25 protein-coding genes and 1 riboswitch are annotated in these 26,584 nt (G+C 74.1%); of the genes, 13 read left to right on the forward strand and 12 right to left on the reverse strand.

Annotation, left to right across the window (positions count from 1 at the left end):
• Positions 1-4: 4 nt before the first annotated feature.
• On the reverse strand, positions 5-1,633 hold the full coding sequence (locus IT780_RS02270; RefSeq protein ID WP_199509654.1) for a GAF domain-containing sensor histidine kinase: 1,629 nt from the start codon (positions 1,631-1,633) through the stop codon (positions 5-7).
• 440 nt (positions 1,634-2,073) lie between these two features.
• Here IT780_RS02270 and IT780_RS02275 point away from each other — a divergent pair, with 440 nt between their 5' ends.
• Positions 2,074-2,703: a DUF6230 family protein gene (locus tag IT780_RS02275; protein ID WP_199509655.1), complete on the forward strand. Its 630-nt coding sequence runs from the start codon at positions 2,074-2,076 to the stop codon at positions 2,701-2,703.
• Positions 2,704-2,791: 88 nt separating this feature from the next.
• Positions 2,792-4,462, forward strand: coding sequence for a DUF6114 domain-containing protein (locus IT780_RS02280; protein ID WP_199509656.1), 1,671 nt, complete (start codon positions 2,792-2,794; stop codon positions 4,460-4,462).
• On the opposite strand, the gene IT780_RS02285 is transcribed toward IT780_RS02280, so the two are convergent.
• Both IT780_RS02285 and IT780_RS02290 read right to left on the reverse strand, forming a co-directional pair.
• On the reverse strand, positions 4,459-4,857 hold the full coding sequence (locus IT780_RS02285) for a DnaJ family domain-containing protein (protein ID WP_199509657.1): 399 nt from the start codon (positions 4,855-4,857) through the stop codon (positions 4,459-4,461). The genes IT780_RS02280 and IT780_RS02285 overlap by 4 nt on opposite strands.
• A gap of 20 nt (positions 4,858-4,877) precedes the next feature.
• Positions 4,878-5,645, reverse strand: coding sequence for an endonuclease/exonuclease/phosphatase family protein (locus tag IT780_RS02290; RefSeq protein ID WP_199509658.1), 768 nt, complete (start codon positions 5,643-5,645; stop codon positions 4,878-4,880).
• 95 nt (positions 5,646-5,740) lie between these two features.
• Between IT780_RS02290 and IT780_RS02295 the strand changes: the two genes are divergently transcribed.
• Positions 5,741-6,817 carry a glutamate-cysteine ligase family protein gene (locus IT780_RS02295; RefSeq protein ID WP_199509659.1) on the forward strand — a complete coding sequence of 359 codons (1,077 nt, stop codon included), beginning with the start codon at positions 5,741-5,743 and terminating at the stop codon, positions 6,815-6,817.
• A gap of 62 nt (positions 6,818-6,879) precedes the next feature.
• Positions 6,880-8,085, forward strand: coding sequence for a helix-turn-helix domain-containing protein (locus IT780_RS02300; RefSeq protein ID WP_199509660.1), 1,206 nt, complete (start codon positions 6,880-6,882; stop codon positions 8,083-8,085).
• Here IT780_RS02300 and IT780_RS02305 read toward each other — a convergent pair whose 3' ends face one another.
• Complete coding sequence (locus IT780_RS02305; protein ID WP_199509661.1) at positions 8,086-9,720, reverse strand: serine/threonine-protein kinase; 1,635 nt, start codon at positions 9,718-9,720, stop codon at positions 8,086-8,088.
• 111 nt (positions 9,721-9,831) lie between these two features.
• Here IT780_RS02305 and IT780_RS02310 point away from each other — a divergent pair, with 111 nt between their 5' ends.
• Together IT780_RS02310 and IT780_RS02315 are read left to right on the forward strand one after the other, a co-directional pair.
• Positions 9,832-10,236, forward strand: a complete 405-nt coding sequence (locus IT780_RS02310; protein ID WP_199509662.1) for a four-helix bundle copper-binding protein — start codon at positions 9,832-9,834, stop codon at positions 10,234-10,236.
• 25 nt (positions 10,237-10,261) lie between these two features.
• Complete coding sequence (locus tag IT780_RS02315) at positions 10,262-11,248, forward strand: DUF6461 domain-containing protein (RefSeq protein ID WP_199509663.1); 987 nt, start codon at positions 10,262-10,264, stop codon at positions 11,246-11,248.
• On the opposite strand, the gene IT780_RS02320 is transcribed toward IT780_RS02315, so the two are convergent.
• From IT780_RS02320 to IT780_RS02350, 7 genes are all read right to left on the reverse strand, one after another.
• Entirely contained in the window at positions 11,245-12,105 is an 861-nt protein-coding gene (locus IT780_RS02320) for a TauD/TfdA dioxygenase family protein (RefSeq protein WP_199509664.1), read from the reverse strand. The genes IT780_RS02315 and IT780_RS02320 overlap by 4 nt on opposite strands.
• On the reverse strand, positions 12,102-12,884 hold the full coding sequence (locus IT780_RS02325) for an ABC transporter ATP-binding protein (protein WP_199509665.1): 783 nt from the start codon (positions 12,882-12,884) through the stop codon (positions 12,102-12,104). Before IT780_RS02325 ends, IT780_RS02320 begins: the two co-directional genes overlap by 4 nt.
• Positions 12,871-13,899 carry a taurine ABC transporter substrate-binding protein gene (locus IT780_RS02330; protein ID WP_199509666.1) on the reverse strand — a complete coding sequence of 343 codons (1,029 nt, stop codon included), beginning with the start codon at positions 13,897-13,899 and terminating at the stop codon, positions 12,871-12,873. The genes IT780_RS02325 and IT780_RS02330 overlap by 14 nt, the downstream gene beginning before the upstream one ends.
• Before the next feature lie 8 nt (positions 13,900-13,907).
• Entirely contained in the window at positions 13,908-14,771 is an 864-nt protein-coding gene (locus IT780_RS02335; RefSeq protein WP_199509667.1) for an ABC transporter permease, read from the reverse strand.
• 56 nt (positions 14,772-14,827) lie between these two features.
• Positions 14,828-15,865 carry a BMP family lipoprotein gene (locus IT780_RS02340; RefSeq protein ID WP_199509668.1) on the reverse strand — a complete coding sequence of 346 codons (1,038 nt, stop codon included), beginning with the start codon at positions 15,863-15,865 and terminating at the stop codon, positions 14,828-14,830.
• A gap of 8 nt (positions 15,866-15,873) precedes the next feature.
• Positions 15,874-17,478: a methyl-accepting chemotaxis protein gene (locus IT780_RS02345; RefSeq protein ID WP_199509669.1), complete on the reverse strand. Its 1,605-nt coding sequence runs from the start codon at positions 17,476-17,478 to the stop codon at positions 15,874-15,876.
• Between the two features lie 100 nt (positions 17,479-17,578).
• Positions 17,579-18,559, reverse strand: coding sequence for a DMT family transporter (locus tag IT780_RS02350; protein ID WP_199509670.1), 981 nt, complete (start codon positions 18,557-18,559; stop codon positions 17,579-17,581).
• 72 nt (positions 18,560-18,631) lie between these two features.
• Here IT780_RS02350 and IT780_RS02355 point away from each other — a divergent pair, with 72 nt between their 5' ends.
• The 6 genes from IT780_RS02355 (at position 18,632) to IT780_RS02380 (ending at position 24,642) form a co-directional block, all read left to right on the forward strand.
• Positions 18,632-19,936: a M20/M25/M40 family metallo-hydrolase gene (locus IT780_RS02355; protein WP_199509671.1), complete on the forward strand. Its 1,305-nt coding sequence runs from the start codon at positions 18,632-18,634 to the stop codon at positions 19,934-19,936.
• A gap of 28 nt (positions 19,937-19,964) precedes the next feature.
• Positions 19,965-20,081, forward strand: a riboswitch (SAM riboswitch).
• A gap of 33 nt (positions 20,082-20,114) precedes the next feature.
• Entirely contained in the window at positions 20,115-21,347 is a 1,233-nt protein-coding gene (locus IT780_RS02360) for an aminotransferase class V-fold PLP-dependent enzyme (RefSeq protein ID WP_199509672.1), read from the forward strand.
• Between the two features lie 107 nt (positions 21,348-21,454).
• Positions 21,455-21,694 (forward strand): PspC domain-containing protein, encoded by a 240-nt coding sequence (locus tag IT780_RS02365; protein ID WP_199509673.1) that lies wholly within the window; start codon positions 21,455-21,457, stop codon positions 21,692-21,694.
• Between the two features lie 103 nt (positions 21,695-21,797).
• Positions 21,798-23,339, forward strand: coding sequence for a serine/threonine-protein kinase (locus tag IT780_RS02370; RefSeq protein ID WP_199509674.1), 1,542 nt, complete (start codon positions 21,798-21,800; stop codon positions 23,337-23,339).
• A 77-nt stretch (positions 23,340-23,416) separates the two neighbouring features.
• Positions 23,417-24,250: a cyclase family protein gene (locus IT780_RS02375; RefSeq protein ID WP_199509675.1), complete on the forward strand. Its 834-nt coding sequence runs from the start codon at positions 23,417-23,419 to the stop codon at positions 24,248-24,250.
• Between the two features lie 59 nt (positions 24,251-24,309).
• On the forward strand, positions 24,310-24,642 hold the full coding sequence (locus IT780_RS02380; protein ID WP_199509676.1) for an STAS domain-containing protein: 333 nt from the start codon (positions 24,310-24,312) through the stop codon (positions 24,640-24,642).
• Between the two features lie 19 nt (positions 24,643-24,661).
• On the opposite strand, the gene IT780_RS02385 is transcribed toward IT780_RS02380, so the two are convergent.
• Complete coding sequence (locus tag IT780_RS02385; protein WP_199509677.1) at positions 24,662-25,078, reverse strand: universal stress protein; 417 nt, start codon at positions 25,076-25,078, stop codon at positions 24,662-24,664.
• A 102-nt stretch (positions 25,079-25,180) separates the two neighbouring features.
• Here IT780_RS02385 and IT780_RS02390 point away from each other — a divergent pair, with 102 nt between their 5' ends.
• Positions 25,181-26,575 carry an APC family permease gene (locus tag IT780_RS02390; RefSeq protein ID WP_199509678.1) on the forward strand — a complete coding sequence of 465 codons (1,395 nt, stop codon included), beginning with the start codon at positions 25,181-25,183 and terminating at the stop codon, positions 26,573-26,575.
• Positions 26,576-26,584 lie beyond the last annotated feature (9 nt).

Here is a 26,584-nt window from a genome sequence, read left to right on the forward strand (position 1 = left end):
CACGTCAGGCCCCCGGCAGGGTGAAGGTGATCGTGGTGCCGCCGCCGGGCGCCGCGCCGGCCCAGATCCGGCCGCCGTGGCGCTGCACGATGCGCTGGCAGGTGGCCAGCCCCACCCCGTGCCCGGGGTTCTCGGCGCTTACCTGGGCGAACATCTCGAAGACCCGGTGCCGGTCGGCCTCGGGGATACCGATGCCGTTGTCCGTGACCCGGATCCGCCATTCGCCCTCAAGGCACTCGGCGTCGACGGTGACGGTGGCGGGCAGGCCCGGGCGGCGGTACTTGATCGCGTTGCCGATGAGATTCTGCAGCAGTTGCCGTAGCAGCGTGGGGTCGACCGCGAGCACCGGCAGGCCGGGGCCGACGGTGACCGTGGCGCCCGCGGCGGTGATGCTGTCGCGCAGGTCGGTGATGGCGAGCCCGGCGACCTCGCGGACGTCGGCCTTGTCGCGCCGGCAGGGCTCGCTGCCGGCCCGGGCGTACGTCAGCAGCGCTTCGATGAGGGCCTGCATGCGGGCGACCGCACGGGTGCCGGCCGCGATCCACTGCCGCCCCCGCTCGTCCAGCACCTCCTCGTACGCGTCCTCGAGCAGCTCGAGGTAGCCGTTGACGACGGCGAGCGGGGCGGCGAGGTCGTGGCTGACCACCCCGGCGAACTGCTCGAGCTCGGTGTTGGAGCGGCGCAGCTCGGCGATGGTGTCGGCGAGCTCGGCGTGCGCCCGTTCGAGCGCGCCGCGCTGGTCACGGTCCGCGGTCACGTCGGTCATCGCGACCACGGCGCCCAGCGGCGTGCCGTCGGCGGTGGTGAGCCGGCGGCCCCCGGCGACGACGTGCCGCGGCGCCCGGCCGGCGGGCTGGATGAGCATCTCGGCACCTCGCACGGCACCGCCGCGCAACGCCTGCATCAGCGGGATCTCGTCGACCGGCAGCGGGGTGACGCCGTCGGTCCGGAACAGCCGGTACCGGTCGCTGAAGTCGCCGGGGTCAACCGAGGGGTCGGCGTCCAGCCCGTGCCAGTCGCGCGCCGCGCGGTTGAACAGCGTGAGGTGCCCGTCCGGGTCGGCGGCCGCCACGGCGACGTCGATGGTCTCCAGGACCGCGTCGGTGAACTGCTGGCGGGCCTCCGCCTCGGCGGCGAGCCGGGCGTTGAGGCGGGCCTGGCGGCGGCGCTCGAACAGGGCGAGGATCACCTGCGCCAGGTCCTTGAGCCGGTCGATCTGCTCGGCGGTGAGCTCGTGGCGCTCCGAGTCGAAGACGCAGAGGGTGCCGAGGGCGTGCCCCTGCGGCGTGACCAGCGGCGCCGAGGCGTAGAAGCGCACGTCGGCGTGCACCCCGGTGACCCAGGGGTTGCGGGCGTACGCGGGGTCGGCGCGGGCGTCGGGCAGGTGGACGACCTCGCCGGCCTCGAAGCGGACCGCGCACATGGATTCCGAGCGCGGTGAGTCGCCGCCCTCGAATCCGGTGGTGGTCAGCTGGCACTGCCGGTTCTCGTCGATGAGGTTGAGCGTGGCGGTGGGCACGCCGGCGACCATCGCCGCGACCCGGACGACGGCCTCCAGCTCGTCGTCCGCGGGCTCGTCGAGCAGGCGGTACTCGTGCAGCGCCGCCAGCCGTCGCCGCTCGTCTGCGCTCACCGTGCGGTCCACCCTCCCGTGATGGTGCCGTCGTGAGGTAATTCGGCCGGAATTCCCCCGATCTGAAGAACGGGATCAGCACGCTCAGTGCACAGTCCTGTGAGCTTCCTGAAAGTTGTTACCGATCCGTAACCTTGCGAGCATGCGTACGTGTGGTGACGGTCACACCGCGACCGGCGGACCGATGTGTCCTTTACCGACGCATCTTGCGGGTCACATTCTCGTCATTCATCACGCTGCGTAAGCGATCTTGTTTCAGGAACGTTACCGGCCGGTAGCCAGGCCTCTTGTTCCCACCCGGCGGGACAGGCAACATTCCTCGCACGTCAAGACCGGCCGCATCGACGGGTCTCGCTTGCACGACCTGGAGTCGACCGCGGTGCGAGCCGTATGGCGGTGCGGCCGAGCCGTTACCCCATCAGTACGTACGAGGAGGATCCGTGAAGGATGCGCAAGGCGGTCCGGCATACGGTCGCACCAACTGGCGCCGTTTTGCCGTAGCGGCGGTGGTACCCGTCGCGGCAGCCGGTGCCTTGGTCGTCGGGATGGCCAACGGGGCGTTCGCCGCCTCGTTCACCGTCTCCGGTCAGTCGTTCAAGATTTCGGCCGACAAGCTCGAGGGCACCGGTTTCGCCCAGTACGGCGACAAGGACACGACGGCGGACGGCACCCAGATCCCGGTGGCCATGTCCGGTATCTCCTCCGCGAAGCTCTACAACCTGTGCCAGTCGGTGAAGATGCCCGGGCTGCCCGTCAGCCTCACCATCCGGGCGGGGCGCGAGGCCGGCAAGCCGGCCGAGGCCACCGACCTGATGATCGGCATGAGCGAGCTCAGCGGCGACGCCGAGTTCAAGAGCATCAACATCGGTCAGGACGCCGGCACCCTCGGCCTGGGTGGCGAGAACGCGAAGGGCAAGACCGGGACGTTCGGCCAGGAGGCCAAGAGCGTCACGATCACCGACCTCCGGCAGATCTCGACGTCCACCTCGGCGGGCACGTTCAAGCTCAAGGGCCTGAACCTCAAGGTGAACGGCCCCGGCGCCGACGGCAAGCCGGCGGAGTGCTTCTGACGCACCACCCGAGGCCCGCGGATCGCACCGTCCGCGGGCCTCACCCATGCCGGTAGCATCCCGGCACCGTTCGACGAGGAGGACGTACGTGGCACCACCAAGCACGCCGCCCGGCGGCTTCCGTCACTGGCGGCGCAGCCGGCCGTTCTGGGGCGGGCTCCTGCTCGTGCTCGCCGGGCTGGAGCTGTTCCTCAGCGCCAACCTGACGCTGGGCGACCTGCAGGTGCACTTCGGGCCCCAGGGCTTCCTCTCGTACCTGCTGCCGCTGATGCTGCTGCTCTGCGGCGTGCTGACCTGGGTGAGCCCGGGCCAGCGGCTCTTCTACGGCATCCTCGGCCTGCTGACCGCGGTGTACTCGCTGATCGGCCTGAACTTCGGCGGCTTCGGGTTCGGCATGCTGCTCGGCATCTTCGGCGGCGCGCTGGTGCTGTCCTGGTCGCCGGCCCGCCCGCAGCCGGAGGCACAGACCCCGGCCGGCGGCGCCCACACCGGCGATCCCGACGAGACCGCACCCCTGGACGGCGCCGACGCCGACACCACCACCCCCGCGGCGGAGCTGCCGTACGGCGCCCCGGCGGAGGAGGATCTGCGCCCGTACCCGGCGGCACCCGACGAGGCGCGTCCCGACGACACCGCGGTGCTGCGCCCGGCGAACAGCTCCGGCCTCGTGCCCGGATTCTCCAGCGACGGGATGACCCCCGCGCCCGACGACCCCGAGCAGCCGCCCCGATCCTCCGGCGGGTACCGCAAGGCGTTCGCCATCACGCTCGTACCGCTCGTGGTCACCGCCGCCGTCCTCGCCGCGGGCGGGCGCACCCCGGCGCGCGCGGACGACGAGTGCCCTGAGGGCCTGCCGTCGCGCTCCGTCGCGGCCACCGGCAAGGAGAGCGTCAAGCAGACCCCCGCCGGCGCGAAGGCGCGGGCCAAGACCCACGCGCCGGCCAAGGCGGTCCGCAAGAGCGCCGCGCCCGCGACACCGGCCAAGAGCTCACCGGCGAAGGCCGACGAGCCCGAGGAGGACGACCCGAGCGGTACCGGCAACCCCATCGTCGACGGCTGGAACGGGCTGGTCGACGGCGTCGGTGACCTGCTCGGCATCGGCGACGACGAGACCGCGGACCCGTCGGCGAGCGCTTCCCCCAGCGCGCCGGCGGCGGAACCGTCCACGCCGGCCACCTCCGCGCCGGTCACCGAGGGGCCGTCCGCCCCCGTGCCGCAGCCCAGCGGCAAGCCCTCGGCGGACCCCTCCGGGTCGTCGGCGGGCTCGGCGTCCCCGTCCCCGTCGCCGAGCTCGTCCGACATCCCGTGCCTGGGCCCCCGGGTGTTCAAGGAGGCCGGGCCGGACGACGTGCCGCAGGTGTCGATCAAGGGCGGCACCCTGGAGACCGACCGCCTCACGATGTACAACTCGACGTACGACGGCGTGATCGACCTGAGCACCGCCGAGGGCACCGTCAAGGCGCTCAAGTTCAGCATGGACAAGGCGGTCAACAAGCCGTTCAAGCTGACGATCCCGGAGCAGGGCGGCGCCACCACCCTGATCGAGAGCAGGGAACTGACCACCGACGGCAACGTGCGCTTCTACACCCCCAGCTTCAAGGGCAAGCTCTTCGGCGTCATCCCGGTGACCTTCACCCCGGAGTCGCCGCCGCCGCTGACGCTGCCGGTGCTGTGGTTCACCGACGTGACGATCAACCTGGCCTTCGTCCGCTGCGACACGCTGACCGCCAAGCCGCTGGACGTCAGCGAGAAGAGCTAGCCGAGCCGCGCCGCCCGACGCTCCCGCCAGCCGCGGACGACCTCGTCGGCGTCCAGCGGGGGCAGCAGCACGGGCGGCCCGTCCAGCAGCCCGGCGCGGGCCTGGCGCAGCTGCTCGTTGAGCGCCGCCACGTACGCCCGCACCTCCGCCTCGGAGCGGCGGGCGTCCACCGTCTCGCGCAGGTCCTCGGCCTCGCGGCGCACAGCCAGGGTGGGCGGCAGCGCCCCCGCGGTCGCTCCCTCGCGGCGCAGCCAGTCCTTGACCCACCAGTCCTCGTCGTACTCGCGGCCGTGGTCGCTCAGCGGCTTGCCCGAGCCCGGCAGGTCGTCGAACTGGCCCTGCTCCTGCGCCTCGCGGATCTTGCGGTCGATGTGCGACTCGTACCAGCTCGCCATGGATGCCAGTCTACGGCGGGTCACGGCGGGCCCGGCTCGACGAGCAGGTCGGCCAGGACGCCGGCGTGGTCGCTGAGCCACACGCCGTCCACGGGACGGTCGCCGACCAGCCGGGCGGCCGTGACGGCGACGCGATCGGGCGGTCCCGCCAGCACGTAATCGATGCGGTACGCGCCCGGAGCCACCGGCAGGCGGGCCATCTCGGCCGCGGCGAGCGGGTTGCCGGCCGTCCACGTGTGCCCCGGCCCGGCGCCCGAGGCGGTCCAGGCGTCGACGAGGCCGTACCCGGTCAGCAGGCCGACGCCCGGCTCGCCCGGCCCGGCGTTGAGGTCACCGGCGACGACCGCGATGCGGCCGCGGTGCCGGTCCAGCAGGTCGCACACCGCAGCGGCCTGGACGGCGCGGGCGGCCGGCTCCGCGGGCTGCCAGGGCGTGGTGGGCACGACGAACAGCACGCCGGGATCGACGGCCACCGCGACGGTCCACCAGTGCGCCTCCCCGGGCTCACGGTGCTCGCGGATCTCCGTGACGCGGTGGGCCCGGCGGGTGGCGACGACCGTGCCGCCGAACCGGTCGAGGCCGGGCGGCGGCGGCCCGATGAGATCGTCCTGATGGGTCGCGTGCAGGCCGGTGCCGGCGAGCAGGCGCTCGAGCTGGCCGGTACGGCGTACCTCCTGAAGCGCCACGAGGTCCGGGCGCAACCGGGCGATCTCCCGGCGCAGCAGGGGCGTCCGGCGCGGGTCCCCGGCCTCGTTCTGGACGTTGAGGGTCAGCACGCGCAGCCGCATCCCCCGATCTTCCGCCGGCCCGGCCCCACCGGCCACTGATCCCACAATTCCTATCGGTGAGGTAGTATGACGGCCCGCCTCAGAGGGAGCACGCCATGTTCACGCTGACCGAACGGGCCGCCCGGCTGCTCGTCGCCGACACCGCGCTCGCACCCGCCCGCCCCGGCTTCGTCGGCGCGGCCGTCGACCTGCTGATCTCCGAGCCCGGGCTGCCCGTCTCGCTGTCCGCCTCGCTGGCCGCCGAGCGGCCGCGACTGCGGCACGGCTTCCTCACCGCGCGCTCGCCACGGGTGGTGGTGGTCAGCGGGCCGCCCTCGCCCGGCATCGACGCGGCCATCACCCGGCTGGCCGACGACCTGCCCCGGGCCCTGCCGCTGATCGCCGGGCACCGCGTGGCCGTCCTGGAGGAGGCGTCCGACGACGCCGACCCGGCGCGGACCGGGGTGCCGTTCACGGCGGCCACCGCCGGGGTCCGCGTGGGCCTGGAGGCCGGCCTGGACGAGGACGGCATGCTCGGGCTGCGCCGCCGCTGGACCCTGGCGCACGCCCTCGCGCCGGTGCTGGCGGCGGCGTTCGCCAACTCCCCGCTGCGCAACGGGCGCCCGACCGGCTGGCGCAGCAACAGGCAGGCGCTGCGCACGCTGCCGCGCTGCACCGCCGACCCCCGCGCCGACTGGAGCAACCAGGTGCTCGGCGCGCGGGTCGCCGGCACGTCCCGCACCTTCCGCGAATGGACCGGCGCCGGCCCCGGCGCCCGCCCGTCCGTCCCCGACCTGACCCGCCACCTCGAGACGGTCCGGCCCCCGATCGCGGCGCGCCGGCACCTGGAGATCGACGTAGCGGACCGCCAGCCCGGCTCTGGCTGGCAGGTCGTCGTCGCGGTCACCGCCGCGCTGCTCGACGAACCGCGCGCGGCAGTCCAGGCGCTGACCGCCACGGAACCCCTGCGCACGACGCCGGGCCTGTGGGCACGCGCCACCCGCGACGCGCTGACCGATCCCGCGCTGGCCACGGCCGCCCGGGCCTGCTTCGTGGCGGCGTACGAGTCGCTCACCCGCCAGGGCGTCTCCCGCGGCGTCCGCGACTCGGTGGCGGCGTTCACGGAACGGTACGTTCTCCGCGGCCGCTGCCCCGCCGACGACGTCCTGGACCGCGCCCGCGCCACCTCCTGAGGCGGTGGCCACCGGTACAGCCATGACCCGGCGGGCGGGGGCTGCGGCCGTACGGTCGGTCCATGACCCCACGACCCACGGCCGACCCCACCATCGGCGACCGGATCCGGGCGCGCCGCCTGCGCCGCGGCTGGAGCATCCGGTACGCCGCCAGCCGCGCCGGCGTCTCGCATGCCACCTGGAGCCGCATCGAACGGGGGCGTCAGGCGGCCGACAACCGGTTCACGCTCGCGGAGATCGCCGGGGCGCTGGAGTGCTCCCCGGCCGAGCTGGCCGGCGCCCCGGTGCCCGCCGCCGACCGGGCCGCCGCGGCGGCGCAGACGGCGGTGCACGGCATCCGCCGGGCCCTGGTCGACGCCGACCTCACCGAGCCCGCCGCGGGCGCAGCGCCGCCGGTCGCCGGATCGGCCCGCACGCTCGCCCTCGCCGACACCCTGCGGCAGGGGTGCGACTACGCCGGCGCGGCCCGGCTGCTCCCGGAGCTGCTGGCCGCGTTGCACGCCGCGGCCGCCGGGCCGGACCGGGCGGCGGCGCTGCGGCTGCTCTGCGACGCCACGTTCATCGCCTCGTCCGTGCTGCGCAACCTCGGGCATCCGGCGGACGCGTGGCTGGGGGCGGAGCGCTGCCGTGACGCTGCGGAGGCCGCCGACGATCCGGTGCTGCGCGGGTACGCCGCGTACGCCCGGGCCAGCGCGGCGGCCGCCTGCGGGTCGTACGACCGTGCCCTCGCAGTGGCTGGGCGAGCCGTCGACGAGCTGCGGCCGCACGCCGGACGCCCCGGCGGCTCGGAGGTGCTCGGCTCGCTGATGCTGGTCTGCGCGTACGCCGGCCGCGGCGACCGCAGGCCGGACGACAGCCGCGCCTGGTCGGCGGAGGCGGAGGAGCTGGCCCGGCGTACCGGCGAGACGACCGCGCTGGGGATGTACTTCGGTCCCACCAACGTCGGCATCTGGCGCATCGGCATCGAGGCGGACGGCGGCGACCCCGGGCTCGCGGCGCAGATCGCGCGCGCCACGAACCCGGCGGGCATCACGGCCGGCTTCCGGCAGGTGTTCTACTACGCCGACACGGCCCGCGCGCTGGCCCGGATCCGCGGGCGGGAGCGGGAGGCGGTCCGCTACCTGCTGACGGCGGAACGGCTGGCGCCGCAGCACATGCACACCTCGGCGGTGGCGCAGGAGACGACGCGGGCGCTGCTGGAGCGGTCCCGCCGTACGGCCGCCGGCTCGCAGCTGCGCGGCCTGTGCGAGCGCATGCAGGTCGGCTGACTAGTCCCGGGCCGGGCGGAAGCTGTCGAAGATCAATTGCAGGTCGTCGCGGTTCTCGGCCCAGTCGGCGTCGCGGGTCTGCCAGTAGATCCCGTACGCCTGATGCGCCGACGTCACGACCCCCCGGTTGTTGACGTGCTGGCGGGAGCCGCCGTCGAAGGTGAACTCCCAGTCGGCGGCCTTACGGAAGTAGCGCACCTCCCGAATGTGGATCTCGCGGTATCCGGGGAAGTCGCCGCGCGCCACCCGGTAGTCCGCCTTGCCCCGCCAGTCCCCGACCGGGTCCCACTGCGGCTCGTCGGTCTGGTCGATGCCGAGCACGCGGCCGGTGCTGTGGTCGCGGAAGTACACCATGGAGCCCTTGCGCGACCGGGTCCAGCCCTCCGGCACGTACAGGGCGAAGCCGGTCCGGTCGCGGTAGTCGCGCCAGCCCGCGGGCCGCCGCGGGAGCTGCCGGCCGGCCACGGTCGTCCGGGCCGCGGGTGACGACGCTGCGGTCACCGAGGGCGTCGCCGAGGGTTCACCGGCCGACGGGCTCGGTGCGGGAGTGCCCGCGGTGGTGGCGGCCGGTGGCGCCGGGGCCGAGGCGGCGGGCGGCTGCTGGGCCCCGGTGCGCCCGTCGTCGCGCGTGGCCAGCCAGCCGACCGTACCCGCGAGCAGGAGCACAACCACCAGCGCCGCCGCGACGAGCAGCCCGCGGCGGGAACGGCCGGCCCGCGGCGGCGCGGCCGGGGCCGGGGCAGCGGGAGAAACGGGAGCAGCGGGAGAAACCGGCGCGGCGACGGGCACGGACGGCACGGTGGCCACCGCCGCCGGCTCGGCCGCGGCCTCCTCGAGGCGGCGGCGGGTCTCCGCCATGCCGATGCGTTCGGCCGCGTCCTTGCGGAGCAGCCCCTCCAGCACCGGTTGCAGCGGCCCGGCGCGCTGCGGCGGGTCGGGCTCGTCGGCGGCGAGGGCGGTGAGCGTCCCCAGAGCCGACGGACGGTGGAACGGCGAGCGTCCCTCCACGGCGGCGTACAGCGTGGCGCCCAGCGACCACAGGTCCGAGGCGGGCTCGGTGGTGCCGTCGCGGGCGCGTTCCGGCGCCATGTACTCCGGCGAGCCGAGCACGATCTCCGAGCTGGTCGTGACGATGCTGTCGCCGTCGATGGAGGCGATGCCGAAGTCGGTCAGCACCACCCGGCCGTCCTGTCCGAGCAGGACGTTGGCGGGCTTCACGTCGCGGTGCCGTACGCCCTTGCGGTCGGCCGCCTCGAGCGCCGCCAGCACCTCGAGGCCGATCCGGGCCACCCGGCGCGGCTCCAGCGGGCCGTCCTCGCGCAGGACCTCCTGCAGCGACCGGGACGGCACGTACTCCATGACGATCCACGCGCGGCCGTCGTCCTCGAAGACGTCGTACACCTGGGCCACGTTGGGATGGCTGATCCGCGCCGCGGCCCGGGCCTCCTGCAGCATGCGCCGGTGCACGGCGTCGCGCTCGGCGGCGACCAGGTCGGCGGGCAGCAGGATCTCCTTGACCGCCACCTCGCGGTGCAGGACCTCGTCGCGGGCGACCCACACCTGACCCATGCCGCCGACGCCCAGCGTCTCGCCGAGGAGGTACCTCCCGGCAACGGCGACGGATCCGGCAGTCATGCGGGCCGATATACCCCGGCCGGTGGCTTCCCGAACCGTTTGTCGGTCCGACCTTTACGGGGCACGTATCGACAGGTGAGCACGGCGTCGAACCGGGGTAGCCGGGTCCGCATGACGACCACCATCCGGACCATCCTCGGCTCCGCGCCGGCCGGCGACCTCGACGCCGACCGGCTCGCCATGCTGTCCGAGACCGTCATCGCCTGCGGGCAGACCTGCGCGGCCTGCGCGGACGCCTGCCTGGGCTCCGGCTTCGCCGCGGGCCTCACCGAGTGCATCGGGCTCGGCCTCGCCTGCGCCGACGTGTGCGCGACCACCGCCCGGGTTCTCGCCCGGCCCGACGGCCGGGACGCGGGAATCGTCCGGGCGCTGCTGGCGGCCTGCGTTGTGGCCAGCGCCGCCTGCGCCGACGAGTGCCGGCGGCAAGCCGACAACTACCGCCACTGCGCTACGTGCGCGCAGATGTGCCGCATCTGCGAGGAGCAGTGCCGCACCGCGCTGGCCGTGATCGGCTGAGCCCCTCGGCGCTACGCTTCCCGGCGTGGATGACCTTGGGTACGCCCGCAGCCGCGCCGACGAGCTGGGCGGGCGGTTCTGCGTGACCTTCGTCAAGGGCGTGGACGAGCGCGAGGCGCTGGCACGGATGGGTGCGTACCCGGACACCGTCGCCGAGCGTGCCGGGGCCGAGCTGACGGGTCACGCGGCCGCGCTCACCGCGGACCGCTGGACGCTGGTGATCGAGCCCGGTGGCACGGCCGGGTCCGATCACGTGCTGCTGGAGGCGGTCTCGCGCGGCACGGAGGCGGTGTCGGTGCTGCGCGACGATACGGCCACGCCGCGGTTCACGTACGCGGTCAAGGGCACGACCACCGTCGCGTTCGACCCGTCGTTCCCCTCTCCCGAGGTGACGTGGGGCACCGATCCGGGCCTGCTGCAGCACCTCATGCAGGCGGTCGGGCTGCGCGAGCCGGCCGGCGAGGACGAGGAGACGTGGCGCGACGCCGAGGCGAGGTCGCTGGTGCTGGCGCAGCGGATCACCGGCGTACGGGTGCCGGAGGGTGCCCTGGAGCGGCCGCGACTGTCGGCGCGGATCGAGCCCTGGTTCGTGGGCCCGGCGCGCCCGGCCGACCTGCTGCGGCCCGGTCCCCGGTTCGCCGACCTGTTCGCCGCCGCCCAGGCCGCGCCGGACGAGGGCAAGCGGGCGGTCGCCGTCGCGGAGGTACGCCGCCTGGCCGGCCTGCTCGGCGTCGCGGACACCCCCGGGCTGGCGGCGGCCCTCGACGACGCCGCGCGCGGGGCGGGCCGCCCGGTGCCGGTGGACTCCGAGCTGGGCCACCACGTCCGGGCCTGGCTCGAGGCCGGCGACGAAGGGCTGGGTCTGCTCACGGCGGCGTTGCGCGGCGTGCTGGACCGCGATGCCGAGGTGGCCTTGCGGGCCGCGCTGCGGCCGTTGCGGGCGGGTGGCTCGCTGTTCGACCTGGACGAGGCCCGCGAGGCCGTCACGGCGTCGCTGCGGGTTTCCTCCTAGCGGGGCGGGCCTATGGGGATGTCGCCGCGCAGCGTGATGCGGTGCATGACGCGCCGCTGCGTGCCGTAGTCGCGGTTGGCGTAGTGGGCGGTGCTGCGGTTGTCCCACATGGCCACGTCGCCCGTACGCCACCGGTGCCGCACGATGTGCTCGGGCTTGGTGAGGTGGGCGTACAGCAGGTCGAGGATCGCGCGGCTCTCGAACTCGGACACCCCGGTGATGTGCGAGGTGAAACCGGGGTTGACGAAGATGCCTTTGCGGCCGGTCTCCGGGTGGACCCGGATCACCGGATGCTCGACCGGGTCGAGGCGGGTGACGAGCTCGCCGTCCCACTCGTTGCCCTGCCCGCCGCGGCGCTGGGCCAGGTAGTAGCCGAACTCCCGGTTGCCGTCGTGCACCGCGGTCAGCCCGTCCACGAGCCGCTGCACCGCCGGGGTGAGCGACTCGTACGCCAGCTGAGCGTCGGCCCAGTTCGTGTCGCCCCCGGACGGCGGCAGCGTCACCGCGCGCAGGATCGAGCCCAGCGGCGGGCGTTTCATGAACGTCACGTCGGTGTGCCACACGTCGGCGAAGCCGTTGTCGGCGCTGTCGAGGGCGTACACCTCGGGGTGGTCGGCGTCCACGCCACCGACGACGGGGTGGCTGGCGGTGAGCTCGCCGATGCGCCGGCCCAGGTCGACCTGGCCGTCGTCGTCGAGGCGCTGGTCGCGGAAGAACAGCACCTTGCGGTCGACGAGCGCGGCCCGTACCGCGAGGACCTCCTCGTCGGTGGCGCTCGCCAGGTCGAGGCCGTGCACCACGGCGCCGAAGTGCGGGCCGAGGGGTTCGAGCTGCAGCTCGGTCAGCGTGGCTGTCATGCGGCTACTCCTTCTTCACGCGCGGTGGCGGCCTCGCGGACGGCGTGGCCGATCTGGCTGCGCAGGGCGGCGTACTCGGGCAGCCCGCGCAGTTCGTCGGGCGCGAGGCCGGTGCGGGGCAGACCGACGCTCAGGTCGAGCGCGACGCGGCCGGGCCGGGCGGTGAGCACGACGACGCGGCTGCCGAGGAACACCGCCTCGTCGACGCTGTGGGTGACGAAGACACAGGTGCGCCCGGTCTCGGCGCTGACCCGCCGCAGGTCCTCCTGCAGGCGCTCGCGGGTGAGCGCGTCCAGCGCGGCGAACGGCTCGTCGAGCAGCAGCAGCGGGTTGTCCACGGCCAGGGCCCGGGCGATCGCGACGCGCTGCTGCTGGCCGCCGGAGATCTGCCAGGTGCGCCGGTGCGCCACGTCGTGCAGGCCGACCCGGGCGAGCAGCTCGTCGACCCGGTCGGTGGGCAGCCCGGCGTAGCGCAGGGCGAGCGCGACGTTGCCGCCGACGGTCTTCCACGGGAACAGCCGGGGCTGCTGGAACACCAGTCCCGCGCCGCGCCCCGGTACGGGCGGCCGCCCGCCGGCGAGCACGGTGCCCTCGGTGGGCTCCTCGAAGCCTGCGATGAGCCGTAGCAGCGTGCTCTTGCCGCAACCGGAGGCGCCGACCAGCACGAGGAACTCCCCCGCCGGCACGGTCAGGTCGACCGGGCCGACCGCGGTGACGTCGCCGTACGCGTGCCGGACGCCGTCGAGGAGGACCGCGGGTCCGGGCTCAGCCGAGGACATCGGGAAGGCCCTTGACGTAGATGGCCTTCTCGACGGCGGCCCGGTCGGGTACGGCGTCGATCTTCTGCTGTCCCTTGAGGAACTCGGCGGCGCTGAGCAGGTTGTCGGCGAGCTTGCCCACCTTCGCCTCGGTGCCGAGCCACTCGTCGGTGGCGAGGTCGGCGGGCTTGAGGTAGACGCCCTGGCTGAGCTGCTTCTGCGTGTCCTCGGGGCTGAGGTTGAGCTCCTGCCCGATGGCCTTGGACGCGGCGGCGGGGTCGCTCGCGATGAGGTTGAGCGCCTGCGACTCGGCCTTGCGCCACGCGTCCACGGCGTCCGGGTGGGCCTGGGCGAACGCGGTGGAGACCACGCCGAGGTCCAGGGTGGGCTTGCCGGCGGTGGCGAGCTGGCGGCTGGTGATGAGGACCTTGCCGGTCTTCTTCAGCTCGTCGAGCGACGGCAGCCAGGAGTACGCGGCGTCGAGGTCGCCGCGGGTCCACGCGGCGAGGATGTCCTGCGGCTCGAGGTCGACGATGGTCACCTCGGACTCCTTGACGCCGGCCTTGTCGAGGGCGGCGAGCAGGCTGTAGTGCGCCGTCGACGCGAACGGCACGCCGACCTTCTTGCCGCGCAGCCCGGGCACGTCACTGACGCCGCTGCCGTTGCGGGCGACGAGCGCCTCGTTGTCCCCGGCGACGTCGAGCACGAACGCCACCTGGTACGGGATGGTCAGCGGCGCCGAGAGCCCGCGGGCCACCGGGCTGGAGCCGATCGCCGCGATGTCCAGGCTCTTGGCCACGAACGCGGTGTTGATGCTCGCGCCGGAGTCGAACTTCGTCCAAGTGATCTTGTAATCCGGCAGCGCCTTCTCGAGCAGCCCCTGGTTCTTGACGATCAGGTCGCCGCTGGGGAACGCCTGGTACGCGATGCGGATAGTCTTGTCCTGCGCGCCGGCGCCGCCGCTCGCGGCACCGTTGCCGCAGGCGGTCGTCGCGAGCAGGAGCGCGGCGGCGAGGGCGGTGAGCAGTTTCTTCATGGGGTTCCTTAACTACGGCCGCGCCACGGGATCAGCCGGTTCTCGGCGGTCCGCAGCAGGGCGTCGATGAGCAGGCCGGAGAGGCCGATGGCGAAGAGGCCGAGCACGACCACGTCGGTCTGCGAGTAGCGCTGGGCGTCGCGGATCATGCCGCCGATGCCGGGCACGCCGTTGATGGTCTCGGCGGCGACCACCGAGGAGTACGCGACGCCGACGGCGATCCGGATGCCGGTGAAGATCTCCGGCAGCGCGTGCGGCAGGACGACGTCACGGACGGTCTGCGCCCGGGAGGCGCCGAGCGCGCGGGCCGCCTCGACGAGGCCGGTGGGCGCGGACAGCACGGCGGAGGCGGTCGCGACGGCGACCGGCGGCAGGGCGGCGATCGACAGCAGCCACAGCTTCGGCGTCTCGTCGATGCCGAACCAGATGATGAAGAGGCTGAAGTACGCCAGGGGCGGCAGCGCGCGGATGAACGTGACCACCGGCTCGGTGACGATGCGGATCCAGCTCACGGTGCCCATGACCACGCCGAGCACCAGGCCGGCGGCGACGCCGATCACCGAGCCGACGAGGATCCGGCGCAGGCTGACGCCCAGGTGCTCGACGAGCAGGTGGCCGCTGTAGCCGCGGACGCCGTCGTGGGTGCTCGAGGTGACGATCAGCTGGTGCCAGACGGCCGCCGGGGCCGGGATGAAGGCCGGGTTGCGCATCAGCCGGGCGGTGAGCTCCCAGAGGGCGTAGAGCACGAGCAGGGAGACAACGCGCAGCAGGATGCGGCGCCGGCGCGCGGCACCGGAGTCACGGGCGGGCCGGGCGGCGCCGGGCGTGGGAGCGGTGGCCGGCGGGGCCGGGGCGGTGAGCGTCACCCCCATTGCCTACAGGATCGCTAGGCTTTATAGCAATACCCGTCCCGCGGGGCGGGCGCTCCCTAGCTGGTGGGCACCTTCACCGCGCCGCTGAGGATGCGGTAGCGGGCCTTCTCCAGCCCCGCCCGGTACGGCCCGATCGCCGGGTTGGAGATCGCGTACCCCACGCCGTCGACCTTGAGGTCGTACCGCTTGGCGCCGCCGGTGCGGTCCCCCTTGATGAACGCCTGGATCTCCTGGAAGACGCCGTTGTCCACGCGCTTGAGCATGGACGTGAGGATGCGGCCCTTCACGTCGGCGCCGGCGCTCGCGTACTGGTCGGAGTCCACGCCCACGGCCCAGGCGTCGCCGGCCGCGGCGACCGCCTCGAGCGCGCCCCCGCCGGAGCCCCCGGCGGCCGAGTACACGACGTCGGCACCCCCGCCGAGCAGCGCCTGCGCCGCCGCCTTGCCCTTCTCCGGCGAGCCGAAGCCGCTGAAGTCCGGCGGCTTGCTGAGGTAGCGCGCCTCGACGCGGATGCCGGGGTCGACACTGTGCACGCCGGCGGTGTACCCCGCCTCGAACTTGTGGATCAGCGGTACGTCGACACCGCCGATGAAGCCGACCCGCCCGCTCTTCGACGCCAGGCCCGCGGCCACCCCGACCAGGTACGAGCCCTGCTCCTCGGAGAACAGCAGCGACACCACGTTCTTCGCCTGCACCGAGTCGTCGTCGATGATGGCGAACAGCGTGCCGGGGAACTCCTTGGCGACCGTGCCGACGGCGCCGGCGTACAGGAACCCGACCGCGATGACCGGGTTGCTGCCGCCCTTGGCGAGCTCGCGGAGTACGGCCGCGCGCCCCTCGTCGGTCTCCGCCTTGGTGGTGGCCTCGGTCGCCTCGACGAGCAGTTCCTTCTTCGCCCGGTCCAGGCCCGCGCCCGCGGCGTCGTTGAAGCTCTTGTCGCCGCGACCCGCGCTGTCGTACGCGATGCCGACGTGCACGCTCTCGCGGCCCAGCCCGGTCATGGCGTCGGTCGAGACGGTGACCGGCGCCGCGGCGCACGCCGACAGGGTGCCGACCGTGGCGGCGAGCAGCGCCGCGGTGATCCTCGTACGCATCTGCATCCTCAGTACCGGAACTGCCCGACGGCGTCGCGCAGGGTGGTGGACATGCGGGTCAGCTCGGCGGCGGCCTCGCGGGCGCGGGTCACCTCGGCGGAGGTCGCCGACGTCGCCGCCGCCACCGCACGGATGTTCTCGGCGATGCTGGCCGTACCGCTGGAGGCGGCGACCGCACCGCGGTTCATCTCGCCGGTGGTGGCGGTCTGCTCCTCCACCGCGCCGGCGATGCTGGTCTGGTAGTCGCTGATGCGCCGGATGGTCCCGCCGATCTGCGCGATCGCCGTGACCGCCGCCTCGGTGTCGCTCTGGATGGCCCGGACCAGCCCGTCGATCTCCTCGGCCGCCCGGGCGCTCTCCTGGGCCAGGTCCTTGACCTCGCCGGCGACGACCGCGAAGCCCTTACCCATCTCACCGGCCCGGGCCGCCTCGATGGTGGCGTTGAGCGCCAGCAGGTTGGTCTGCGCGGCGATGCTCGTGATCAGGCGTACGGCGTCGCCGATGGCCGACGACGAGGCGCCCAGGTTCGCCACGGTGCCGTTCGCGGTCTCGGCGCCGGTGACCGCCTGGGCGGCGACCTCCGCGGCGGCGACGGCGGCCCGGGCGATCTCCTGGATGGAGATACCCATCTCCTCCGAGCCCGCGGCCATCGTGTCGACGTTGTGGTTGACGTCCTCCGCCGCGCCGGCCACCAGGTCGGCCTGCAGCGAGGTGTCGGTGACCGCCTGGGTGAACGCGGCGGAGACGGCGTCGAGCTCGGCGGAGGTGCGGGCCAGCCCGTCGGCCTGCTCGGCGACGTCGGAGACGATGGCGCGTACCGACGAGACGGCCTGTCCGAGCGCGGCCGACATCTGGGCCACCTCGTCGCGGCCCCCGGTCGCCGGGACGACGGTCAGGTCGCCGTCCGCGACCCGGCGCAGTGCGTCGCGGGCGGCGTGCACGGGACGCACGATGCTGCGCGTGACCACCACCGCGGACGCGGCGCCGAGCAGCAGGGCCAGCGCGGTGGCGATTCCGATGGCCCACTGCGCGCGGGTGGCGTCGTCGGCGGAGGCGCGTACGGCCTGCACGCTGCGCGCGTCCACCGAACCGGCCAGCTTCTGGGCGGCCACCATGATGCGGTAGTAGCTGTTCCAGCTGTCGTACATGGCGATCTGGTCGGCGTTCCACAGCGCCTGCGGCGTGCCCGGCTTGTACGCGGCCACGAGCTTGTCGTTGACTTTGACGTACGTGCCCAGCTCCGCGCCCAGCTGCTGGAACAGGGCACGCTCGGCGGCGGTGAAGGCGCCCGCGTCGACCTGCCGCAGGAACTGCTGGAACGTGTCCCGCTCCTGCTGCCAGGCCTTGTACGCGACCGAGTCGCCACCCAGCGCCCGCGCGGCGCCGAGGCGGTAAACGTCGTTGATGTAGCCCGCCTGCCACCCGCTCAGCGTGGCGGCGTGGGTCTTGATCTCCTCGGCCTGCCGGGTGAGCACCTCGAGCCGGCGGACCTCGTTGGCCGAGGACCGCTGCTCGACGATGGTCGCGAAGGCCATCGCGGCGACGCCCAGCAGCAGCACGAGGACCGCGGCGAAGGCACCGACGAGCCGGGTGCCGATCGTGAACCGCCGCACGTGGGGATCCCTTCGGGACGTACCGGTGCGGCCGTGGTGCCGCCCGGGTTCCCCATTCGGCGCCCGGGGGGAGGACCTGAGAGGGGCCGGCTGTGATGGATCAGCCAGATTTGAGCGTAGTTGTCAGATCCCGGGCGGTGGCCGAATCGGCCGGAACGGCGGCTCTGCGGCGCGAGAACACCCCCTGCGAGGTGGCCACGCCCGCGAGCACGATCAGCGCGCCGACCGGCTGGTACCACCGCAGGTGCTCACCCAGGACGGTCACGCCGACCACCGTGGCCACCAACGGCATGAGGTACGTCACCGACGCGGACGTGCTCGCCCCGGCCAGCCGGATGACCCGGAAGTTCAGCACGAACGCCAGCCCGGTGCCGAGCGCGCCCAGCGCCAGCACGCTCAGCACGACGTCGGCCGACAGCCCGGCGGGCCGCGGCGGCGCACCGGCGATCAGCGGCGCCGCGACGGCGAGCTGCGCCAGCGCCACCAGCAGCTGCGCGGCCGCGATGGCGACACCCGAGCCGGCCCGCCCGGCGACGAACTTCTTCTGGTACGGGATCGCGACGGCGTAACACATCGCGGCGGCGAAGCACAGCAGCTGACCGGTGAGCTCGGTGCCGCCGACGCCCCGCCAGACGCCCAGCACCACGAGCACGCCGGCGAACCCGATGGCGATGCCGGCCGCCCGGCGACGGGTGAACAGCTCGGTGCGGAACACCAGCGCCGCCAGCGGCAGCGCGACCAAGGGCGTGGCGGCGTTCCAGATGCCCGCGAGCACCGAGGAGACGCGCTGCTCGCCGTACCCGAAGAAGGTGAAGGGCAGGGTCACGCCCAGCGCGGCCACGACGATCAGATGGGCCCACAGCCGGCCGTCGCGCGGCAGCCGGTCGCGCGTCAGCGCGAGGATCACCAGCAGGGTGAGCGCGCCGGCCGCGACCCGGCCGAAGGTCAGCCACAGCGGCGGCAGCTCGCGCACGCCGACCTTGATGAACAGGAAGCTGGTCCCCCAGATGGCGGCCAGGGCGAGGAAGCCGGGCAGCCAGGCGCGCGCGCCGGGGGTGTCAGGGGCGGTTTCGGTCTGCACCCCTGACACTCTGCCGCCCGGGTACGACACTTCCCGCCGACTTTCCCACCCTTCGGCGGTTGAATGGCCGGCATGACCTCTCCGGCCGACGAGGTGGTGACGCTCGCGAGCGAGCTCATCGCCATCGACACCACCAACCCCGGCACGTACGGCGGCCCCGGCACCGAACGCCCCGCCGCCGAGTACGTCGCCGCCCGCCTGTCCGAGGCCGGCTACGCCTGCGAGTACGTCGAGTCCGGCGCGCCCGGCCGCGGCAACGTGGTGGCCCGGCTGCCCGGCGCCGACCCGTCGCGCGGCGCGCTGCTCGTGCACGGGCACCTCGACGTCGTACCGGCCGAGGCGGCGGACTGGACGGTCCACCCGTTCTCCGGCGAGGTGCGCGACGGCTACCTGTGGGGGCGCGGGGCGGTCGACATGAAGGGCATGCTGGCGATGACCCTGGCGGTGGCGCGGCACTTCAAGCGCACCGGGGTCGTACCGGCCCGCGACCTGATCTTCGCGTTCCTGGCGGACGAGGAGGCCGGCGGCGTCGTGGGCGCGCAGTGGCTCGTCGAGCACCGGCCCGACCTGTTCGCCGGCGCCACCGAGGCGATCAGCGAGGTCGGCGGGTTCTCCGTGACGCTCGGCGGCGGGCCGCGGGCGTACCTCGTGGAGACGGCCGAGAAGGGGTCGATGTGGCTGCGGCTCGCGGCGCGCGGCACCGCCGGGCACGGGTCGCTGCTGCACACCGACAACCCGATCGCGACGCTCGCCGCCGCCCTGGCCCGTCTGGACGCCCACCGCTTCCCGGTCGTGCTGACCGATCCGGTGCGCGAGTTCCTCACCGGTGCCGCCGAGCTGACCGGCGTGCCGTTCGACCCGGCCGACCCCGAGGCCGCCGTCGCACGGCTCGGACACCTCTCCCGGCTCATCGCGCCGACCCTGCGCGACACCGCGACGGTGACCATCGTGAACGCCGGTTACAAGTCCAATGTGGTGCCCGCCGTCGCGCGCGCCGAGGTCGACGGCCGGATGCTGCCCGGACGCGACGAGGCGTTCCGAGCCGAGCTGGGCCGCGTGCTCGGGCCGCGCGTCGAGGTCGAGTGGAGCAGCCTGCCCGCGGTACAGACCACCTTCGACGGGCCGCTCGTGGCCGCGATGGGCGCCGCGATCCGGGCCGAGGACCCGGGTGCCCGGCTGCTGCCGTACATGATGCCGGCCGGGACCGACGCCAAAGCGTTCGCGCGCCTCGGCATCCGGCATTTCGGCTTCGCACCGCTGCGCCTGCCCGCCGACCTCGACTTCACCGCGCTGTTCCACGGCGTGGACGAACGCGTGCCGGTGGCGGCGCTCGAGTTCGGCACCCGGGTGCTGGACCGGCTGTGGCGCTCGTGCTGAACGGGGCGGGTCTGCTACGGTCGGCGGTGGTCATGAGTGCCAGCGCGTAGCCCCGGCTTGCTGGCCGGCAACCCTTGCGTTCGCGATGGGGTGCCCCGGGTGAGGACCGGGCCGGCGTCGATCCCGACGCGGGCAAGCGCGGACCCCTGGGCGGGTCCCCGACCGCCGGGAGGCTTCCATGACTCTGACGACTCTCCAGCACCCCCTCGACGTGGTGGGTGACGATCTGAGCGCCCCGAACGGCCTGCGCTTCGCGCACCTCGACTACGCGGCCTCGGCCCCCTGCGTGCGCGCCGCCGCCGACGCTGTCGCGGACCTACTCCCCCGCTACGGCAGCGTGCACCGCGGCACCGGCATCCGGTCACAGGCCTCCACCGCCGCGTACGAGCACGCCCGTCAGGAGGTTGCCGAGTTCGTCGGGGCGCGCGCCGGGGACACGGTCGTCTTCACCCGCAACACCACGGACGCCCTGAACCTGCTCGCCCGGGCCCTCCCGCCGGGCACCACGACGATCGTCTTCGACGGCGAGCACCACGCCAACCTGCTGCCCTGGCCCCGGCAGCTCCGGCTCGCCACCCCGCGCAGCCCCGAGGCCGCCGTCGCCGCGGCCGCCGAGGCGCTGCGCACCGTACGCGGGCCCGCCGTGCTCGCCGTCACCGGTGCGAGCAACGTCACCGGCGAGGTGTGGCCGGTGCGCCGCCTCGCCGACGTCGCCCACGCGCACGGCGCCCGCATCGTCGTCGACGCCGCCCAGCTCGCCCCGCACTCCCCCGTGGACCTGGCCGCCCTGGGCGCCGACTACCTCGCGTTCAGCGGCCACAAGCTGTACGCCCCCTTCGGCGCCGGGGTCCTCGCCGGGCGCGCCGACTGGCTGGACGCCGCCCCGCCGTACCTGAGCGGCGGCGGGGCCAGCGCCGCGGTCGGCACCGGCGCCGGCGACGTCCGGTGGGCCACCGGCCCGGCACGGCACGAGGGCGGCACCCCCAACCTGCTCGGCGCGGTGAGCCTCGCCGCCGTGTGCGCGGCGCTGCGGCGTGCCGACCGCGAGGAGCTGCACGAGCGCGAGCAGACCCTGCTCAGGCGGCTGCGCCACGGGCTCGCCGCGGTCCCGGGCGTGATCGAGGTCAGCTGTTTCGGCCCGGACCACCCGCGCGTCGGCATCGTCTCGCTCGCGCTGCCCGATCACGACCCGGCCGTCGTCGCGGCCCGGCTCGCCGACCGGTACGGCATCGGCGTGCGCGCCGGCCAGTTCTGCGCGCACCCGCTCACCCGCCACCTCACCGGCTCCACCGTCATCTCCGGCTGCGGCGCCGGGCCCGCCAGCCTGCTGCGCGTCAGCTTCGGGCTGGGCACCCCGGACGAGGATGTCGACCGCGTCGTGGCCGCGCTCGCCGAGCTGACCGAGGGGTGACCCCGGGGCCGGAGATCAGGGGTGGGTCCGGGGCTTTCCCGATGCCGCGGGAGCGTCGCTCAGCGGAGTCTTGAGGTAACAAGTTCCGCGTACGGAAGGCGCAGACCATGACCTCGTTCTCCGACTCCATGACCCGCCAGGGCCTGACCCGGCCGCGCGAGGGTCGCATCCTCGGCGGCGTGTGCGCCGGCCTCGCGCGGCGTTTCGGTCTCGACCCGTGGCTCACCCGGCTGCTGTTCGTGCTGGTCCTGCTCGCCATTCCGGGCAGCCAGCTCCTCGTCTACCCGCTGCTGTGGGTGCTGATGCCGGCCGAGCGTTCCGGCTACGCCACCCCGTCCACGATCTGACGCACCGCCCCGGGGGCCCGCACGGGTCCCCGGGTGATCACCGCGCTCGCGCACGGACGGTAAGGTCCACCGGTGTGCGCCGGCGCGATGAGGTGAGGGACCGATGAGCAGCCCGTTGCTGCCCGGCGATCCCCGGCACCTCGGCGGGTACGCCCTCGAGGCCCGGCTCGGGCAGGGCGGCATGGGCGCGGTGTACCTCGGCCGCGCCCCGGACGGCCGCCCGGTCGCCGTCAAGGTGGTCCGCCTCGAGTACGCCCACGACCCCGAGTTCCGCGGCCGGTTCCGCAGTGAGGTCAACCGCGCCCGGCAGGTGCCGCCGTTCTCCACCGCCGAGGTCCTCGACGCCGACCCGGACCACGAACCGCCGTACCTGGTCGTCGAGTACGTCGACGGGCCCTCGCTGGCCGCCGTCGTCCGCGACCGCGGCCCGCTGACCGGCTCGGCGCTGCACGGCGTCGCGGTCGGCATCGCCACCGCCCTCACCGCCATCCACGGCGCCGGCGTGATCCACCGCGACCTCAAGCCCGGCAACGTGCTGCTCGCCCTCGGCGGCCTCAAGGTCATCGACTTCGGCATCGCCCGCGCCTTCGAGGCCACCAGCCACCACACCGTCACCGGCCAGATGATGGGCACGGTCGCGTACATGGCGCCCGAACGCTTCGACGCCGACAGCGCCCGGACCACCGGGTTCGCCGCCGACATCTTCTCCTGGGGCGCCGTCGTCACGTACGCCGCGACCGGCCGTACCCCGTTCGCCGGCGACTCCGCCCCGGCCACCGCCATGCGGATCCTCACCCAGCCGCCCGACCTCACCGGCGTCCCGGCGCCCCTGGCCGGCCTGGTCCGGCAGAGCCTCGAGAAGGACCCCGCCGACCGGCCCACCGCCCGCGAGCTGCTCGACCGGCTCCTCGCCTCCCAGCCACCGGCGCAGGAACCACCCGTACCCAGGCTGCCGGTGAGCGGCCCACCGCAGCCCTGGCAGCCCCCACCCGTCACGCCACCGCGCCGCCGCGGCCGGGCGGCGTCCTTCCTCGGCGCGCTCGTGCTGCTCGGAGCCCTCGGCGTCGGCGGCGGCCTGCTCGTGGCCAACGCGGGCAGCGACGACCCCGGCGCCACCGCGCCACCCGCCTCCACCGGGCCGTCCGGCGGCACCCGCCCGTCCGGCTCGCCGGTCCCCGCCGCGGCACGCACGGACCCCGAGGCCGTCCTCGCCGGCACCCGCCGCACCCTGCTGCACATGGCCGAGATCGACCGTGACCTGGCCCTGCCGGCCACCGGAGCGGCGCGCGCCTCCGACGGCACCGGCGAGGACGCCCAGTTCGTCCTCGAGCCATACGGCGTCGACTACCTCATCAAATCGGTCCGCCCGGACGCCCAGGGCCGCGAGCGCTGCCTCGCCGTCCGCCCCGACGAGAACGGGCCGGCCTCGCTGGTGGCCGTGGAGTGCACGACCAGCAAGGCCACGATCTTCGAGATCGGCGCGGCCGGCGGCAAGGACGACAAGGGCCGGCCCACGTACGTCATCGGCAACGACACGTACGGCCTGGTGCAGTGGGACGACAGCCGCCGGACGGTCTACGTCCAGGAGGTCGGCGACGCCGAGGTGGACCTGACCTTCAGCTTCGTCGACCGCGGTCCACGCTGACGCGCCGCGTCCGGGTCTTGCCACGGTCCGCCCGGCTGTGATCGCCTCGGAGGGTCACCTTCGAGGGGAGTCCTGCGATGTGCACCGAGAAGTGTCTGCCCCAGGCCATCGACGGCACGGGGGTGACCCGCCGCGCGGCGCTGGCCGGCGCGGCCGCTGCCGGCGTCCTGGCCGTCCCCGGCGCGGCGCAGGCGTCCCCCGCCGCGGCCCCGCTGACCCGGGAGCACCGGGGCCTGCAGGACCTCACCTATCCGCTGTCGCCCTCGTTCCCGTCGTTCGCCGACGGTGAGGAGGCGCGCCGCCGCACGTACGTCACCATCGAGGACGACGGGTACTACATGCAGGAATGGCGGATCGTCGAGCACACCGGCACCCATGTCGACGCGCCCGGCCACTTCACCGCCGGCGGCCGGTTGTCGACCGATCTGACCCTCGACGAGCTCATCGTGCCCGCGGTCGTGGTGGACATCGCCGCGCGGGCGGCCGCCGATCCGGACGCCGTCGTGACCGTCGCCGACCTGCGGGACTTCGAGCGCCGGCACGGTCGTATCCCGCGGGGTGCGGCGGTGCTGATGCATTCCGGGTGGGGTGCCAAGGTGGGGTCGGTCCAGGCGTACCGGGGCACCGACGCGGACGGGGTGCTGCACTTCCCCGGGTTCAGCGCGGACGCCTGTGAGTGGCTGCTGGAGCGGCGGTCCGTCCGGAGCCTCGGCGTGGACACGCTGAGCATCGACCCGGGCGTCTCCGAGGACTTCCCGGTGCACGTGACGCTGACCGGGGCCGACCGGTACGGCCTGGAGAACCTGGCGAACCTGGCAGCGATCCCGCCGCGGGGGGCGACCGTGGTGGTGGGGCTGATCCCGTTCGAGCAGGGCTCCGGCGGGCAGGCACGGATCTTCGCCACCTGGTGAAGGCGGCCCCGGGGTCCGTGCGGATGCCGGGTGCCCCGGTGGCGGCTATCCTCGGGCAGATGTCCAGGAACACCTTGGTCGCGTACGAGCCGGTCACCACGGACGGGCTGCTCGTCGCGGCGCTCGACGGAGAGCTCGACCTCGACAGCGCCGACGAGGTGCGCGACAGCCTCGCCTCGGCGGCCGTCGGCACCGGATGCCGCTACCTGCACGTCGACGTCGGCGGGCTCACGTTCATCGACTCGTACGCGATGGGCGCCCTGGTCAGCGCGCGCAACAGCGCCGCGGCCGCCGGGGTGACGCTGACCCTGACGAACCCGTCGCCGCCGGTGCGCAAGGCGATCCAGGTGACCGGCCTCGCCGACGTCTTCGGGCTTCCCCCGGGCGAGTGAACGTCCGGCCCGATCGCGGTCAGGCGCGGTGCGGGTGGGTGATCACGACGACCGGGCGCGCCGACCGCCTGATCAGGTCGAGCGGCACGCTGCCCAGCAGCCGCTGGGCCACGGCCGGCCGGGTGCTGGAGCCGACCACGATCAGGTCGGCCTGCACCTCGTCGGCGAACTGCAGGATCCGGTGCAGCGGGCGTCCCGGCAGCACGGTCCTGGTCACCTCCACGCCGGCCGCGGCGAGCCGATCGGCGGCGGCCGCGACGGCCCGCTCGGCCCGCTCGGTGAAGACCGAGCGCGGGACCGCGGCCAGCCGCTCGACCTCCACCTCGTCGACGGCGACCACCGCGACGGTGGCGCCGGTCTGCCGGGCGAGGTCCGCGGCCGCGTCGGCGACCCACGGCTGGTCGGCCTCCGGGTTCGCGGCGAGCACGATGCGCATGCAGTGATCCTGGTGCACGCCGCGCCGCGGGACAAGGTGGCTCGACAGGGCGGCCTTTCTGTACGACGCTCAGACCGGACCCGACGCCGGAGGTGGACCGCCATGGCAGAGGCAGGCACGGACGACGCGGTACGGACCGGCGGGCAGCCGGCGCTCAACCGGGTGATCGGGCCCGGCCTGCTGCTGCTCTTCGTGGTCGGCGACATCCTCGGCACCGGCGTGTACGCGCTGACCGGCAAGGTGGCGGCCGAGGTGGGCGGCGCGGTGTGGCTGCCGTTCCTGCTCGCGTTCATCGTCGCGCTGCTGACGGCGTTCAGCTACCTGGAGCTCGTCACCAAGTACCCGCGGGCGGCGGGCGCGGCGCTCTACACGCACAAGGCGTTCGGCATCCATTTCCTCACCTTCATGGTGACCTTCGCGGTGATGTGCTCGGGGCTGACCTCCGCGTCCAGCGCGTCGAAGGCGTTCGCCGGCAACTTCGCCGAGGCGTTCGACCTGTCGCTCGGCGAGGGCGCCGGGCTGACCGCGGTGGCGGTCGGGTTCATGACGCTGATCGCCCTGGTCAACTTTCGCGGCGTCGGCGAGAGCGTCAAGGTCAACGTGTTGCTGACCTGCGTGGAGCTGGGCGGCCTGCTGATCGTCATCGGGATCGGCGCGTGGGCGCTGGGCGGCGGCGAGGGCGACCTGTCCCGGCTGGTCGAGTTCCGGTCGCCGCCGGGTGAGAACGCGGTGCTCTCGGTGACAGCGGCGACCGCCCTGGCGTTCTTCGCGATGGTCGGCTTCGAGGACTCGGTCAACATGGCCGAGGAGACCCGCGACCCGGTCCGCATCTTTCCGAAGGTCATGCTCACCGGCCTGTGCGTCACCGGGCTGATCTACGTGCTGGTCGCCGTCTCGGCCATCGCGCTGGTGTCACCCGACGACCTGAGCGAGGGCGAGGCGCCGCTGCTCAAGGTCGTCGCGGCGGGCGCGCCGGCGTTCCCGCTGACGGTGTTCGCGTTCATCACGATGTTCGCGGTGGCCAACTCCGCGCTGATCAACATGCTGATGGCCAGCCGTCTGCTGTACGGGATGGCCAACGAGCGCGTGCTGCCCCGGGTGCTCGGGCTCGTGCACCGCACCCGGCGTACTCCCTGGGTCGGGATCGTCTTCACGACGCTCGTGGCGTTCGGGCTGATCTGGTTCGCCGACCTCGCCGCGCTGGGCGGGACGACGTCGCTGCTGCTGCTCTGCGTGTTCACCGTGGTCAACGTCGCGGTCCTCGTGCTGCGCCGGGACCGGGTCGAGCACGCCCACTTCCACGCGCCGACGGTGATCCCGGTGCTGGGGGCGGCGCTGTGCGCGTACCTGGCGAGCCCGTTGTCGGGGCGGGCGGCGGGCGACTACCGGGTGGCGGGCGTGCTGCTGGTGGTCGGCGTCGCGCTCTGGGCGGCCACGTACGCCCATCGCCGCATGACCAGCGACCGGGCCGCGACCGGCCCGTCCAGGGAGGACTAGACTCCGTCC

The organism is Nucisporomicrobium flavum, assembly GCF_016464385.1.
GTDB classification, from domain to species: domain Bacteria; phylum Actinomycetota; class Actinomycetes; order Mycobacteriales; family Micromonosporaceae; genus Actinoplanes; species Actinoplanes flavus_A.

Excerpts from the sequence above, each read along its gene's own strand:
- IT780_RS02285 (WP_199509657.1), bottom strand. The coding sequence starts at position 4,857 with ATGGCGAGCTGGTACGAGTCGCACATCGACCGCAAGATCCGCGAGGCG.
- IT780_RS02290 (WP_199509658.1), bottom strand. The coding sequence starts at position 5,645 with ATGCGGCTGCGCGTGCTGACCCTCAACGTCCAGAACGAGGCCGGGGAC.
- IT780_RS02295 (WP_199509659.1), top strand. The coding sequence starts at position 5,741 with ATGTTCACGCTGACCGAACGGGCCGCCCGGCTGCTCGTCGCCGACACC.
- IT780_RS02300 (WP_199509660.1), top strand. The coding sequence starts at position 6,880 with ATGACCCCACGACCCACGGCCGACCCCACCATCGGCGACCGGATCCGG.
- IT780_RS02305 (WP_199509661.1), bottom strand. The coding sequence starts at position 9,720 with ATGACTGCCGGATCCGTCGCCGTTGCCGGGAGGTACCTCCTCGGCGAG.
- IT780_RS02310 (WP_199509662.1), top strand. The coding sequence starts at position 9,832 with ATGACGACCACCATCCGGACCATCCTCGGCTCCGCGCCGGCCGGCGAC.
- IT780_RS02320 (WP_199509664.1), bottom strand. The coding sequence starts at position 12,105 with ATGACAGCCACGCTGACCGAGCTGCAGCTCGAACCCCTCGGCCCGCAC.
- IT780_RS02325 (WP_199509665.1), bottom strand. The coding sequence starts at position 12,884 with ATGTCCTCGGCTGAGCCCGGACCCGCGGTCCTCCTCGACGGCGTCCGG.
- IT780_RS02330 (WP_199509666.1), bottom strand. The coding sequence starts at position 13,899 with ATGAAGAAACTGCTCACCGCCCTCGCCGCCGCGCTCCTGCTCGCGACG.
- IT780_RS02335 (WP_199509667.1), bottom strand. The coding sequence starts at position 14,771 with ATGGGGGTGACGCTCACCGCCCCGGCCCCGCCGGCCACCGCTCCCACG.
- IT780_RS02340 (WP_199509668.1), bottom strand. The coding sequence starts at position 15,865 with ATGCGTACGAGGATCACCGCGGCGCTGCTCGCCGCCACGGTCGGCACC.
- IT780_RS02355 (WP_199509671.1), top strand. The coding sequence starts at position 18,632 with ATGACCTCTCCGGCCGACGAGGTGGTGACGCTCGCGAGCGAGCTCATC.
- IT780_RS02360 (WP_199509672.1), top strand. The coding sequence starts at position 20,115 with ATGACTCTGACGACTCTCCAGCACCCCCTCGACGTGGTGGGTGACGAT.
- IT780_RS02365 (WP_199509673.1), top strand. The coding sequence starts at position 21,455 with ATGACCTCGTTCTCCGACTCCATGACCCGCCAGGGCCTGACCCGGCCG.
- IT780_RS02370 (WP_199509674.1), top strand. The coding sequence starts at position 21,798 with ATGAGCAGCCCGTTGCTGCCCGGCGATCCCCGGCACCTCGGCGGGTAC.
- IT780_RS02375 (WP_199509675.1), top strand. The coding sequence starts at position 23,417 with ATGTGCACCGAGAAGTGTCTGCCCCAGGCCATCGACGGCACGGGGGTG.
- IT780_RS02380 (WP_199509676.1), top strand. The coding sequence starts at position 24,310 with ATGTCCAGGAACACCTTGGTCGCGTACGAGCCGGTCACCACGGACGGG.
- IT780_RS02385 (WP_199509677.1), bottom strand. The coding sequence starts at position 25,078 with ATGCGCATCGTGCTCGCCGCGAACCCGGAGGCCGACCAGCCGTGGGTC.
- IT780_RS02390 (WP_199509678.1), top strand. The coding sequence starts at position 25,181 with ATGGCAGAGGCAGGCACGGACGACGCGGTACGGACCGGCGGGCAGCCG.